11 protein-coding genes are annotated in these 12,132 nt (G+C 63.4%); 7 read left to right on the forward strand and 4 right to left on the reverse strand.

The features are described from left to right. The first annotated feature begins 7 nt into the window (after window positions 1-7). From trpC to LPA36_RS24135, 3 genes are all read left to right on the forward strand, one after another. Window positions 8-793 (forward strand): indole-3-glycerol phosphate synthase TrpC, encoded by a 786-nt coding sequence (gene trpC / locus LPA36_RS24125; RefSeq protein WP_228882416.1) that lies wholly within the window; start codon window positions 8-10, stop codon window positions 791-793. Between the two features lie 78 nt (window positions 794-871). After that, a complete protein-coding gene (locus LPA36_RS24130; RefSeq protein WP_228882417.1) occupies window positions 872-1,498 on the forward strand; it encodes a CYTH domain-containing protein in 627 nt (208 codons plus the stop codon). Window positions 1,499-1,582: 84 nt separating this feature from the next. Then, window positions 1,583-2,404: a uracil-DNA glycosylase gene (locus LPA36_RS24135; protein ID WP_228882418.1), complete on the forward strand. Its 822-nt coding sequence runs from the start codon at window positions 1,583-1,585 to the stop codon at window positions 2,402-2,404. Between the two features lie 150 nt (window positions 2,405-2,554). Here the strand turns inward: LPA36_RS24135 and LPA36_RS24140 are convergent, their stop codons facing one another. The 4 genes from LPA36_RS24140 to LPA36_RS24155 all read right to left on the reverse strand — a co-directional run bounded on the left by LPA36_RS24140 (window position 2,555) and on the right by LPA36_RS24155 (window position 7,182). Next, window positions 2,555-3,151 carry an FMN-dependent NADH-azoreductase gene (locus LPA36_RS24140; protein WP_228882419.1) on the reverse strand — a complete coding sequence of 199 codons (597 nt, stop codon included), beginning with the start codon at window positions 3,149-3,151 and terminating at the stop codon, window positions 2,555-2,557. 180 nt (window positions 3,152-3,331) lie between these two features. Continuing rightward, window positions 3,332-5,122 (reverse strand): M61 family metallopeptidase, encoded by a 1,791-nt coding sequence (locus tag LPA36_RS24145; protein ID WP_228882421.1) that lies wholly within the window; start codon window positions 5,120-5,122, stop codon window positions 3,332-3,334. 83 nt (window positions 5,123-5,205) lie between these two features. Beyond that, window positions 5,206-5,931 (reverse strand): DsbC family protein, encoded by a 726-nt coding sequence (locus tag LPA36_RS24150; protein ID WP_228882423.1) that lies wholly within the window; start codon window positions 5,929-5,931, stop codon window positions 5,206-5,208. Window positions 5,932-6,009: 78 nt separating this feature from the next. Continuing rightward, window positions 6,010-7,182 carry a UbiH/UbiF family hydroxylase gene (locus LPA36_RS24155; protein ID WP_228882425.1) on the reverse strand — a complete coding sequence of 391 codons (1,173 nt, stop codon included), beginning with the start codon at window positions 7,180-7,182 and terminating at the stop codon, window positions 6,010-6,012. 336 nt (window positions 7,183-7,518) lie between these two features. Between LPA36_RS24155 and ychF the strand changes: the two genes are divergently transcribed. The 4 genes from ychF to ugpE all read left to right on the forward strand — a co-directional run bounded on the left by ychF (window position 7,519) and on the right by ugpE (window position 12,127). Beyond that, window positions 7,519-8,613, forward strand: coding sequence for a redox-regulated ATPase YchF (gene ychF, locus LPA36_RS24160; RefSeq protein ID WP_228882427.1), 1,095 nt, complete (start codon window positions 7,519-7,521; stop codon window positions 8,611-8,613). A gap of 389 nt (window positions 8,614-9,002) precedes the next feature. Then, complete coding sequence (gene ugpB, locus LPA36_RS24165) at window positions 9,003-10,328, forward strand: sn-glycerol-3-phosphate ABC transporter substrate-binding protein UgpB (RefSeq protein WP_228882430.1); 1,326 nt, start codon at window positions 9,003-9,005, stop codon at window positions 10,326-10,328. 72 nt (window positions 10,329-10,400) lie between these two features. Continuing rightward, a complete protein-coding gene (gene ugpA / locus LPA36_RS24170) occupies window positions 10,401-11,285 on the forward strand; it encodes a sn-glycerol-3-phosphate ABC transporter permease UgpA (RefSeq protein ID WP_228882431.1) in 885 nt (294 codons plus the stop codon). After that, window positions 11,282-12,127: a sn-glycerol-3-phosphate ABC transporter permease UgpE gene (gene ugpE / locus LPA36_RS24175; RefSeq protein ID WP_228882433.1), complete on the forward strand. Its 846-nt coding sequence runs from the start codon at window positions 11,282-11,284 to the stop codon at window positions 12,125-12,127. The genes ugpA and ugpE overlap by 4 nt, the downstream gene beginning before the upstream one ends. Window positions 12,128-12,132: the final 5 nt, after the last annotated feature.

The raw sequence follows: 12,132 nt of genomic DNA on the forward strand, positions 1-12,132 counted from the left end.
GATACCCATGAGCGACATTCTGGAACGCATCATCGCGGTCAAGCGCGAAGAAATCCGCGCTGCGCAAATGAGCGCGCCGCTTGAAGAATTGCGGCTCGAGGCGTCGGCGCGCGACCGGCGCGACTTCGTCGGCGCGTTGCGCGCGAAGCACGCAGCCGGCCTCGCGGCAGTCATCGCCGAAGTGAAAAAGGCCAGTCCGTCGAAAGGCGTATTGCGCGAACACTTCGTGCCGGCCGATATCGCGCGCTCTTACGAGAGCCACGGCGCGGCGTGCCTTTCGGTGCTGACGGACGTGCAGTTCTTCCAGGGCAGCGCGGCATATCTTGAAGAAGCGCGCGCTGCCTGCGCGCTGCCGGTGCTGCGCAAGGATTTCATCATCGATCCGTACCAGATCGTCGAGGCACGCGCGATGGGCGCGGACGCGATCCTGCTGATTGCCGCGGCGCTCGAAACATCGCAGATGCAGGATCTCGAAGCGTTCGCGCATTCACTGGGGCTGGCGGTGCTCGTCGAAGTGCACGACAGCAACGAACTGATGGAAGCGCTCACGCTCAAGACACCGCTGATCGGTATCAACAACCGCAATCTGCGCACCTTCGAAACGTCGATCGAGACGACGATCGGCATGCTCGAATCGATTCCGGACGACCGTATCGTCGTGACCGAATCGGGCATTCTGTCGCGCGTCGACGTCGAGCGGCTGCGCGCGATGGACGTGCACACATTCCTCGTCGGCGAGGCATTCATGCGCGCGGAGCAGCCGGGCGCGGAACTCGCGCGGATGTTTTTCTGAGCGCAGAAAGCGGATCGAAGCGGGCGTGTACGTCGGAGCACCTTCCAGGCCGCCGGGCCGGATCGAATGAGGCACAGCGTGGGCATCGAAAGTGAAATCAAGCTGGCGCTTCCGGCCGGACAGGTCGACGCAGCGACCGCGTTTTTCGTCGCACGCACGGGCGACGCCGGGCGCGACGTCGCGCTCGATAACATCTATTTAGACACGCCCGAACTAACGCTGGCGCGCTCGAAAAGCGCGCTGCGGCTTCGACACACGCCCGACGGCTGGCTGCAGACGTTCAAGACCGCCGGTTCCGCGAAGGGCGGCCTGCACAGCCGTCATGAATGGGAAATGCCCGTCGCGGGCAACGCGCTGGAAATCGATGCGCTGCTGCGCGCATGCGAAGTGCCCGAAATCGCAGAGGCGTTGCGTGAGGCCGCAACAGACCTCATCGAGCTGTTTCGTACGAACTTTACGCGCACGATATGGCACGTGCATCACGAAGGCGCCGACATCGAAGCGGCAATCGATCAGGGCGAAGTGATTGCGGAAGTGAACGGCGAAACGCGTCGCGCGCCGGTTTCCGAAATCGAGCTCGAACTGAAGAGCGGCGAGGAAGCCGCGCTTCACACGCTGGCTCAGGCGTTGTCGGCGAACATTCCGGGGCTCGCGCCGGATGACGTCAGCAAGGCGCAGCGCGGCTACACACTGCGCGAGCAGTAACCAGCCCGGGCTATCGCCCCGCGAAGCGACACGCGGCAAACGCCACCTTGAGCTACACGTCGTTTGCTGCGACACTTCCCCGCCATGACCTCCGCCACCCGCTCCCGCTCTTCTTCGTCGCAGGCTCCGCTTTTCGGCGATGCGCCCGCTTCGCAACCTGCACCGTCCACGCAGCCGGCACCGGCCGCCGCCGCGCTCGAAGCCCAGTTCGACGCATTGCCGCCGGCGTGGCGTCAGCATCTGAAGCCGTTCACCGAAAGTGACGCCTACGTGCTGTTGTGTGCGTTCGTCGACGCTGAGCGCGCGGCCGGCAAAACCGTGTATCCGGCCGACGTGTTTCGCGCGCTGCGCCTGACGAGCCCCGACGACGTCAAGGTCGTGATTCTCGGGCAGGACCCGTATCACGGGGAAGATCGCGGCACGCCGCAGGCACACGGACTCGCGTTTTCGGTGCCGCCGGCCGTGCGTCCGCCGCCGTCGCTACGCAACATCTTCAAGGAAATCGCCGCGAATTTTGGCTATGAACCGCCGCGCCACGGCTGCCTCGACACGTGGGCGCGACAGGGTGTCCTGCTGCTGAACACAGTACTGACGGTGGAGCGCGACTCGGCCGCGAGCCACGCAAAGCGCGGCTGGGAAAAATGCACCGACACGCTGATTCATGAACTCGCGATGCGTCACGAGGGGCTCGTCTTCATGCTGTGGGGCGCGCATGCGCAGGCAAAGCGTGCGTTGCTCGGCGGCCGTTCGCACTACGTGCTCGAAGCGCCCCATCCTTCACCGCTTTCGGCGCACCGCGGCTTTCTCGGTTGCCGCCATTTCGCGCTGGCTAACGAATACCTCGAACAGCACGGCCGGCCGCCGATCGACTGGCGCCTGCCCGACGAAGCGGCCACGCTGGCCTGACTGCACACACTAACGTGCCCGCCGCCTCAATTCGCGCGCAGAAACACAGCCATCCACCCGCTTCAGACGCAAAAAAGCCACGAGGTCGAAAACCCGTGGCTTTTTTATTCCAGCAAGACCAGACATCAGTCTCGCACGGAAGTTGAATCCTTACGCTGCGGCGATCGCTTCGCGCGCGCCAGCGAGTGCTGCGTTCGCGACGTCCGGACCCATGTTCAGGCCTTCAGCGTAGATAAAGTTCACATCGGTCATGCCGAGGAAGCCGAGGAACGTCTTCAGGAACGGCGTCTGGCTGTCGCCCGGCGTGCCAACGTACTTGCCGCCACGTGCCGAAACGACGTGCACCTTCTTGCCGGTCACAAGGCCTTCCGCACCGTTCGCGCCGTACTTGAACGTGATGCCGGCGCGTGCGATGAAGTCGAAGTACGTCTTCAGTTGCGACGACACGCCGAAGTTGTACAGCGGAGCCGCGATAACAACGACGTCAGCAGCCTGCAGTTCGGCGATCAGCGCTTCGCTGCGCGCGGCGATAGCGCTCTGTTCCGGCGTACGTTGCTCGGCCGGCGTAAAGAACGCGCCGAGGATCGCGTCGTCCAGGTGGGGCAGCGGTTCAGCCTGCAGGTTACGGACGACGACTTGCGCGCCCGGGTTCGACTGTTGCAGCTTTGCGGTCAGTTCGTTAGCAAGCAGCGTCGAGTTCGCGCCTTGCGAGCGGGCTGCCGAGTTGATTTGCAGAATCGTGGTCATGGTTGACTCCAGTTGGGGCGCGCAGTGTTGCGCGAGTGCAGCCATTGTGTTTTTTTACCCGCCCGGGAAAAAGTACCTTGCGGGCGACGGATTGTTGCATGGGTAGAACAATCCGCCGTCGTCAAGCCGGAATTTCGTCACTTTCAGGACGCCTGCGGCGCGCCGCTGGCCAGGAGCGCGTTACTTCCCGAGCCAGCGCTCGCGCCAGTTCCGCGCCGCAACGCGCTTGTCCGTGACCGTAAGCGAATAGCGCGCGACGTCCGGCGCATCCAGCTTCACCTGCGTGCTTCGCAGTTCGTCGCGGCGGAACGCGTGCACTTCGACCTTCGCGCCGGGCAGATAACGCGCCAGCAGCGCGTCGAGATTCGAGCCCGTGACGCGCAGGCCGTCGATCGCGATCAGCACGTCGCCGGCCGAAAGACCTGCCTTCTGCGCCGCGCTGCCTTCGTGCACCGCGGCGAGCGTGCAGTCCGCGCCGCCGCGCACGCGCACGCCGAGCGACGGCTTGCCGTTCTTGTCCGGCTCAGGCGCGATGCTCACGCCGAACGGCGCGAGCATCGCCTCGAGCGGCAGGTCGCGCGTGCCGTACGCGGCCTGATCGATGAGACGCGCGACGTTGACGCCGGTCGCCTCGGCGAAAAGCGCCTCGATTTCCGTCTCCGGCACGCCGACCGGCTTGCCGCGGTAGAAATCGCGACCGAAGCGTTGCCACAGCAGGCGCATCACATCGTCGAGCGATTTGCGGTTGCTGGTCTGCGCGCGGATCTCCAGATCGAGGCACAGCGCGACGAGCGAACCTTTCGTGTAATAACTGACGATCGCGTTCGGCGCGTTTTCGTCCTGCCGGTAGTATTTCACCCACGTGTCGAACGAACTTTCGGCGACCGACTGTTTCAGACGCCCGCTGCCGCGCAGCACCCCGCCCACCACCCTGCCGACGAGCCCGAAATATTCGTCCGGCGTGATGAGGCCGGTGCGCACCAGAATCAGGTCATCGTAATAGGACGTGAAGCCCTCGAAAAGCCACAGCAGCGACGTATGGTTCTCGCGCGTCAGATCGTACGGCGCGAACGCGGCCGGCTTGATGCGCTTCACGTTCCAGGTGTGGAAATACTCGTGGCTGCACAGGCCAAGGTACGTCCGGTAGCCTTCGGACGTTTCCGGGCGGCCCGTCACCGGCAGATCGGTGCGGTTGCAGATCAGCGCCGTCGAGGCGCGATGCTCCAGACCACCGTAACCGTCGGTGACCACCTGCGTCATGAACACGTAGCGATCGACCGGCGCCTTCTTCGACTTCGGCTCGAAAAGCGCGATCTGCGCTTCGCAGATCCGCTTCAGGTCGGCGGCAAGGCGCGCCATATCGACGGAGACAGCGCGCCCTGCGATCACGATGTCGTGCGGCACGCCGTGCGCGTCGAACGTGGAAAGCGCGAATTCGCCGAGCGTGACGGGATGGTCGATCAGCTCGTCGTAGTTCTGCGCGCGATACTCGCCGAACCCGTAGCGCTTCGTGCCGCGCGCCTCGGGCAACGCCGTCGCCACGCGCCATTTGCGATACGACTCGCCCGCCGGCTTCTGGATGTCGACCACGCACGGCGCCGCTTCATGGCCAAGCGGCGACAGAAACACGCTCGTGCCGTTGAAAAAGCCTGTTGTATCGTCCAGATGCGCGGCGCGCACCGACATGTCCCACGCATACACCTCGTAGCGCAGCGTCAACTCGCCGTCGACGGGTGCAGCCCGCCACGTCTGCTTGTCGATTTTCTCGACTCGCACCTTGCGTCCCGCCTCGCTGGACGCGCGCAGCGTCACGATATTGCGGGCGAACTCGCGGACCATGTAGCTGCCCGGAATCCAGACCGGCAGCATGAAGGACTGCCCGGCCGGATCGGGATCGGCAACAGTCACAGTCACTTCGAACAGATGGGCGGCGGGTTGCTTCGGGACGATGGTGTAGCGGATCGGCTTCATCGGCGGGACATCCAGACAGTGAACGGAGCGTTAAAACGGCAGGAGGCGCACCATGCGCCTCCTGTTCGACACGTGAAGTGCAATCAATGAACGGCGGACAATTCCTTGTCGAGCCGGTCCGCCGGCACGGCGCCCGGCAGGCGGCGGCCGTCGGCGAGGAACACCGTCGGCGTGCCGTTGACGTTCATCTGCTGGCCAAGCGCGAGGTTCCTGTCGATCGCCGTGGTGTCGCAACCTGTGGCGGCGGTCGGCGCCTGGTGGTCGAGCATCCACGATTCCCACGCCTTCGCGCGATCGGTCGAGCACCAGATCGACTTCGACTTCACCGTCGAATCCGGCGAAAGCACCGGATACAGGAATGTGTACACCGTCACGTTATCGATCGACTTGAGCGTCGTTTCGAGCTGCTTGCAATACGGACAGTTCGGATCGGAGAACACGGCGATCTTGCGCGCGCCGTTACCCTTCACGACCTTCACCGCATTGCCGAACGGCAGGCTCGCGAAATCGATCTTGTTGGTTTCGGCGAGACGCGCTTCCGTGACGTTCGTGCGCGTTTTCGCCTCGACGATGTCGCCGAGCACGAGATAGTCGCCATTGGCATCGCTGTAGAGAATCTGCGAGCCGAGGTTCACTTCGTAAAGGCCGGCAATCGGCGATTTCGAGACGCTCTTGATGGTGGCGTCGCCAAGCCGCGGCTGCAGCGTGGCCTTGAGCTTGTCGGTGGTCTGGTCGGCCTGCGCGGAGCAGCCGAGTGCGGCGGCGGCGACAGCCAGAGCCAGCGTCGCGATGCGGATACGTTTTTGCATGTTCAATTCCTGAGTCGGTTGCACGCGGGCGTGGCGTGCCATTCAAATGTAGGGTGCGGACCGTAAGCGATAGCGCCTTTACCCGAGCGCGGCGGAAACAAGCCAGCGCTTGAGCAGCGGCTGCGCGCCGACGAACGCCATGCCGGTATTGCGCACGGCCCGGGCCACGGTGCCCGGCACGGAAAAGAGTTTCTGCAGGCCATCGGTTGCGATCATCAGCGCGCTGATGTCTTCGCGGCGCGCCCGCTCGTAGCGACGCAGCAGCACGGTGTCGCCGAGATCGCGGAACGCTTCCTTCTTCGCAATGACATCGGCGAGCGCGTCGACGTCACGCAGCCCGAGATTCATACCCTGACCTGCGAGCGGGTGGATCAGATGTGCGGCGTCGCCCACCAGCGCCACGCGCGGCGCGATCAACCGGTCGACCGTTTGCAGCGCGAGCGGAAAGCCCTGCGCCGGCGTCACGCACTCGAGCGGGCCGAGCAGGCTTTGCGTCACGCGCTCAACCTCGGCCGCGAGCTGCGCGGGCGCGAGTTCCAGCAGTTCACGCGCGTGCTCCGTCTGCGCCGACCAGACAAGCGACACGTGTCCGTCAGGCAACGGCAGCAGCGCGATAATCTCGCCTTCCCTGAACCATTGATACGCCGTGTCGCCGTGCGGCCGGCCTGCCTTGAAGTTCGCGACGACGCCCGTCTGTTTATAGTCGCGGCGATCGACCTTCGAGCCGATCTGCGCGCGCACCCACGAGTGCGCGCCATCCGCGCCGACGACGAGATCGGCTTCCAGCACGCTGCCGTTCGCAAGCCCGATGGACGCGGCGTCGGGTTTCACCTCGAGCCCCTGGGCGCGCGAATCGATCCACGTCAGGTTCGGCTGGAAGCGCAGCGCGGCGTCAAGCGCGCGCTCGATCAGCGACGATTCGGCGATCCAGGCCAGTTGCGACACCGAGGCCTGGAACGCGGAGAAATGGAGCTCGGCCGCCGCATCGCCAAAAACGCGCATGTCGTAGACGGGCGCGAGCCGCGCGAGGTCGAGCGCCTGCCAGACGCGCAGACGTTCAAGCAGGGTTTGCGAACTCGCGGAAAGCGCATAGACACGCGCATCGAAGGCTGCGCCGGCGGGAAGCGACGCGCAGGTCTGCGCGAGCAGCGCGACGCGTCTGCCGCCTTGCGTCAGCGCGAGCGCGGCGGTCTTGCCGACAAGCCCGCCACCGATCACGGCAACGTCGAAGGTCTGATGGTGAACAGTCATCCGCTCATTATAGCTGCGGGTGTTCACGGGGACGGATGCGGCACGCACGGCATTTGCCTTGCGTCCTGGGCGCGCATCGCCCGTTCCGTTCCAGCGGCGGATTCGCGCGCGGGCGCTCGAGAAGCGGCACGCGCGGCGGCAGCCGCGCTGACAAGGGTTACAATTGCGGTTTTCGGCGACAGCCGTCACCGGCACAAGACGTCCCGCTTACGCCGTATTGTCCGGCGCCGTCCCGTCCGTGGACGCCCGCCGGCATGCGAAGCCGCTACTGGCTGACCTTCCGCCTGACGGCTGCGCCTGTAATGCACATCATCACCTGCTTTTTAGAGAACCTTCATGAGCCTCCAATGCGGCATCGTCGGCCTGCCTAACGTCGGCAAGTCCACCCTGTTCAATGCGCTGACCAAGGCGGGCATCGCCGCCGAAAACTACCCGTTCTGCACAATCGAGCCGAACGTCGGCATCGTCGAAGTGCCGGATGCGCGTCTGCAGGCGCTGGCTGATATCGTCAAGCCGGAGCGCATCCTGCCGGCGGTGGTGGAATTCGTCGACATCGCGGGCCTCGTGGCCGGCGCGAGCAAGGGCGAAGGACTCGGCAACCAGTTTCTCGCGAATATCCGCGAAACCGACGCGATTACGCACGTCGTGCGCTGCTTCGAAGACGAAAACGTGATCCACGTCGCGGGCAAGGTCGATCCGCTGTCGGACATCGAAGTCATCAACACGGAACTCGCGCTCGCCGATCTCGCGACTGTCGAGAAATCGCTGACGCGTTACTCGAAGGCCGCGAAGTCCGGTAACGACAAGGAAGCGGCAAAACTCGTCGCGGTGCTCGAAAAGGTCCGCGCGCAGCTCGACCAGGCGAAACCGGTACGTGCGCTGGATCTGTCGGAAGAAGAAAACGCGCTGCTCAAACCGTTCTGCCTCATCACCGCGAAGCCGACGATGTACGTCGCGAACGTGAAAGACGACGGCTTCGAGAACAACCCGTACCTCGACGCAGTGAAGAAGTTCGCCGATGCCGAAGGCGCGCCGGTCGTCGCCGTGTGCGCCGCGATCGAAGCGGAAATCGCCGATCTCGACGAAGAAGACAAGGAAGTGTTTCTTGCCGACATGGGCATGGACGAGCCGGGCCTCGACCGCGTGATCCGCGCCGGCTTCAAGCTGCTCGGCCTGCAGACGTATTTCACCGCGGGCGTGAAGGAAGTGCGTGCGTGGACGATCCATATCGGCGACACGGCACCGCAGGCGGCCGGCGTGATCCACACCGATTTCGAGCGCGGTTTCATTCGTGCGCAGACGATCGGCTTTAACGACTTCGTGACCTACAAGGGCGAACAGGGCGCGAAGGAAGCCGGCAAGATGCGCGCCGAAGGCAAGGAATATGTGGTTCATGACGGCGATGTCATGAACTTCCTGTTCAACGTCTGAGGGCTGCGCGGCGCGTTCGCCGCATCCGTGCCAAACCCCGTTTGTCCCTGTGACAGCGGGGTTTTTTCATGCCGCAGCAAACGGCACATCGATGCTCATGAAGGGTAATTGCCGAAGTCATCGACAAAATAAAACCTGACAGGGGACCGCCCGAACCACCATTTTCGGCCGCATAAGAACATGGCCGATGCGGTCCATCTGGATGTCAAATTCCGTTGCGTCAGCAACCGCCCCTTCTGTCGGGGCGCTTCAATTTCGCGGTTGCCGGTGTTAAATTGCCCGTTCCGCCGACCTTACACGCTGAAGGATTACCACCGCGTGACTGTCATCGAACATAACTAGAATCGCGCAACCTCAGTTTGCGCATGATCCGGTCAAGGAGACAATCGATGAGTTGCAAGCCCCTGTTCCGTTCGCTTTCCATTGCCGCGGCACTGGCGTTCGGCGTCAGCACCACGGCCCATGCCGCGACGGAGATCCAGTTCTGGCACGCGATGGAAGCCGCACTGGGCGAACGCCTGAACGACATTGCGAACGACTTCAACGCATCGCAAAGCGACTACAAGATCGTGCCGGTATTCAAGGGCACCTACGACCAGACGCTTGCAGCGGGCATCGCGGCCTACCGCAGCGGCAACGCGCCCGCGATCCTGCAGGTCTACGAAGTGGGCACGGCGACCATGATGCAGGCAAAGAAAGCCGTGATCCCGGTCTCGGACGTGTTCAAGCAGGCGGGCGTGCCACTCGACGAAAAGGCGTTCGTTCCCACCATCGCCAGCTACTACAGCGACTCGAAGAGCGGCCAGCTCATTTCGATGCCGTTCAACAGCTCGACGCCGGTGCTGTACTACAACAAGGACGCGTTCAAGAAGGCCGGCCTCGATCCGAACAAGCCGCCGAAAACCTGGGACGAACTGCAACAGGATGCACAGAAGCTGAAGGCATCGGGCATGTCGTGCGGTTATTCGTCGGGCTGGCAGAGCTGGATCCAGCTCGAAAACTACAGCGCGTGGCATGGCGCACCGTTCGCATCGAAGAACAACGGCTTCGACGGCACCGACGCCCAGCTCGAATTCAACAAGCCGCTGCAGATCGCGCACATCCAGTTCCTGCAGAACATGGCGAAGGAAGGCACCTTCACCTATGTCGGCCGCAAGGACGAACCGGTATCGAAGTTCTATAGCGGCGACTGCGGAATCATCACGAACTCGTCGGGGTCGCTGGCCACGATCAAGAAGTTCGCGAAGTTCAACTTCGGTACCGGCATGATGCCGTACGACGCAAGCGTGAAAGGCGCGCCGCAGAACGCGATCATCGGCGGTGCGAGCCTGTGGGTGCTGGCAGGCAAGGATCCGGCCGTCTACAAGGGCGTGGCGAAATTCCTCGCCTATCTGAGCTCACCGCCCGTCGCGGCCAAATGGCATCAGGACACGGGTTACCTGCCAGTCACCACCGCGGCCTATCAGCTGACGCAGCAACAGGGCTTCTACGAGAAGAACCCCGGCAGCGATACCGCGATCAAACAGATGCTCAACAAGCCGCCCCTGCCGTTCACCAAGGGGCTGCGTCTTGGCAACATGCCGCAGATCCGCACGGTCGTCGACGAGGAACTCGAGCAGGTCTGGACGCAGAAGAAGTCGCCGAAAGAGGCGCTCGACTCCGCGGTATCGCGCGGCGACGAGTTGCTGCGCCGCTTCGAGAAGGCCGGCAGCTAGGCGGCCGGCTGGTTCCTGCGGGCGCCCGTTAAAAAAACAGGCGCCCGCGTGCATCACCCACGGGAAACATCGATGGAAAAGCGATCCCGCTTCGGCGCAGGCGTGTTGCCCTATCTGCTGGTTGCGCCGCAACTCGCGATCACGCTGCTGTTCTTTCTGTGGCCGGCCGGCGAGGCGTTGTGGCAGTCCACGCAAAGTCAGGACGCGTTCGGTACGTCGAGCGAGTTCGTTGGCCTCGCCAATTTCAAGCAGCTCTTCGCCGATCCGCTCTATCTGTCGTCGTTCAACACGACGCTGATTTTCTGCTCGCTCGTCACGGTCGGCGGCCTCGTGGTTTCGCTCGTGCTCGCCGCCTGCGCCGACCGCGTGACGCGCGGGGCAAAGACGTATCAGACGCTGCTGATCTGGCCGTACGCAGTCGCGCCCGCGATCGCCGGCGTGCTGTGGTCGTTCCTCTTCAATCCGAGTATCGGGCTCGTGACCTATGCGCTCGCGAAGAGCGGCATCGTGTGGAATCACGCGCTCAACCCAGGGCAGGCGATGTTCCTCGTCGTGCTCGCTTCCGTCTGGAAACAGGTCAGCTATAACTTCCTGTTCTTCTATGCCGGCCTGCAGGCGATTCCGCGTTCGCTGATCGAAGCGGCCGCGATCGACGGCGCCGGCCCCGTGCGCCGCTTCTTCGGCATCGCGCTGCCACTGCTGTCGCCGGTGAGTTTCTTTCTGCTCGTCGTCAACATCGTCTACGCGTTCTTCGATACGTTGCCCGTGATCGACGCGGCTACCGGCGGCGGCCCCGCGCAATCGACCCGGACACTGATCTACAAGATTTTCGCCGAAGGCTTCCAGGGGCTCGATATCGGCAGCTCGGGCGCGCAGTCCGTGGTGCTGATGGTGATCGTCGTCGCGCTGACTGTCGTGCAGTTCCGTTTCATCGAGCGGAGGGTCCAGTACTCATGATCGAGAACCGACGCGGGTTCGACCTCTTTTGCCACGCGGTACTGATCGCGGGCGTCGTGCTGGTCGTATTTCCGGTGTACATCGCGTTCTGTGCCGCAACGATGAACGAGCATGAAGTGTTCAGCGTGCCGCTTTCGCTCCTGCCCAGCACGCATCTGTTCGAAAACATCGCGAACGTCTGGACGCACGGCAGCGGCAACGCCGCGAGTCCGTTCGGGCGGATGCTGATGAACAGCCTCGTGATGGCGCTCGTCATTTCGATCGGCAAGATCGCCGTGTCGATGATCTCCGCGTACGCGATCGTGTTCTTCCGCTTTCCGTTCAGGAACCTCGCGTTCTGGCTGATCTTCGTCACGCTGATGCTGCCGGTCGAAGTGCGTATTTTTCCGACCGTGCAGGTCGTGTCGTCGATGCATCTGAGCAATACCTACGCCGGCTTGACGCTGCCGCTGATCGCCTCGGCCACCGCGACCTTCCTGTTCCGCCAGTTTTTCATGACGCTGCCGGACGAACTGATGGAAGCGGCGCGCATCGATGGCGCGGGACCGTTGCGCTTTTTCTGGGACGTGGTCATCCCGCTGTCGAAGACCAACATGGCCGCGCTTTTCGTGATCACGTTCATCTACGGCTGGAACCAGTATCTGTGGCCGATCCTGATCACGAGCCAGCAATCGCTGACCACGGCGGTGGTCGGCATCAAGAGCATGATCGCGTCCGGCGATACGGCGACGGAGTGGCATCTGGTGATGACCGCGACGCTGCTTGCCATGCTGCCGCCGCTCGCCGTCGTGCTGACGATGCAGCGCTGGTTCGTGCGCGGCCTCGTGGATGCCGAAAAATAAGCCGA

This window comes from Paraburkholderia saeva, from assembly GCF_907164555.1.
Classification (GTDB): Bacteria; Pseudomonadota; Gammaproteobacteria; order Burkholderiales; family Burkholderiaceae; genus Paraburkholderia; species Paraburkholderia saeva.

What these genes read in the sequence shown, in the direction of transcription:
- trpC (WP_228882416.1), top strand. Translation starts at nt 8, where the DNA reads ATGAGCGACATTCTGGAACGCATCATCGCGGTCAAGCGCGAAGAAATC.
- LPA36_RS24135 (WP_228882418.1), top strand. Translation starts at nt 1,583, where the DNA reads ATGACCTCCGCCACCCGCTCCCGCTCTTCTTCGTCGCAGGCTCCGCTT.
- LPA36_RS24140 (WP_228882419.1), bottom strand. Translation starts at nt 3,151, where the DNA reads ATGACCACGATTCTGCAAATCAACTCGGCAGCCCGCTCGCAAGGCGCG.
- LPA36_RS24145 (WP_228882421.1), bottom strand. Translation starts at nt 5,122, where the DNA reads ATGAAGCCGATCCGCTACACCATCGTCCCGAAGCAACCCGCCGCCCAT.
- LPA36_RS24150 (WP_228882423.1), bottom strand. Translation starts at nt 5,931, where the DNA reads ATGCAAAAACGTATCCGCATCGCGACGCTGGCTCTGGCTGTCGCCGCC.
- LPA36_RS24155 (WP_228882425.1), bottom strand. Translation starts at nt 7,182, where the DNA reads ATGACTGTTCACCATCAGACCTTCGACGTTGCCGTGATCGGTGGCGGG.
- ychF (WP_228882427.1), top strand. Translation starts at nt 7,519, where the DNA reads ATGAGCCTCCAATGCGGCATCGTCGGCCTGCCTAACGTCGGCAAGTCC.
- ugpB (WP_228882430.1), top strand. Translation starts at nt 9,003, where the DNA reads ATGAGTTGCAAGCCCCTGTTCCGTTCGCTTTCCATTGCCGCGGCACTG.
- ugpA (WP_228882431.1), top strand. Translation starts at nt 10,401, where the DNA reads ATGGAAAAGCGATCCCGCTTCGGCGCAGGCGTGTTGCCCTATCTGCTG.
- ugpE (WP_228882433.1), top strand. Translation starts at nt 11,282, where the DNA reads ATGATCGAGAACCGACGCGGGTTCGACCTCTTTTGCCACGCGGTACTG.